Genomic DNA, 513 nt, shown 5'->3' with positions numbered 1-513 from the left:
GATTGGGACCGAGTGGACCTCTCGGAATGGATCGCTCTGCTCGAATCCACGGGTAACATGCCCGACGGCGAAACGATTTCGATTGATTCGTTCACCGGCAAAGGCAGCAAGCTCGACATGGAGGGCGATCGACTCAATACGATCGACAGAACGCTCGAGCGGCTCGATGATATCGACGTCGACGGCGTGCGGTCCGAAGCGAACGACGAGATGAACCTCGATACGGGCTATGCGGGAGCGTCGGGCTCGTAGTCGACGGTGATTGAATTTCTGATAAACAAAATCCGCCCCGCAGAACACAAAATTGCGGGACGGACTTCTATCGGATCGGTACTGCCGTTACTTCATTTGGGCGTCTTTCTTCTCGACAACGAAGAAGTGAGCGCCCTTGTTGTCAAGAAGAACCGGAGGCGTTTTCCCCTTCAGCTCTTTCCTATATTTCGGCTGGAGGTAAATCCAATAGTTCTCGGGCAGATTCCTCGATGTGGCGACAAAGAGTTTGTCTTCATCCAC

At 53.4% G+C, this 513-nt stretch carries 1 protein-coding gene; it reads left to right on the top strand.

Annotated features, from left to right (window positions below):
* Window positions 1-252, top strand: a 252-nt coding sequence (locus H6A60_RS12440) for a hypothetical protein (RefSeq protein ID WP_205105108.1), incomplete at its 5' end; no start/stop codon positions are given.
* Between the last annotated feature and the right edge of the window lie 261 nt (window positions 253-513).

The organism is Sutterella massiliensis (genome assembly GCF_016899755.1).
Taxonomy (GTDB): domain Bacteria; phylum Pseudomonadota; class Gammaproteobacteria; order Burkholderiales; family Burkholderiaceae_F; genus Sutterella; species Sutterella massiliensis.
Note: the sequence above shows the minus strand (reverse complement) of the source record. Positions and strands in the feature narration are given on the sequence as shown.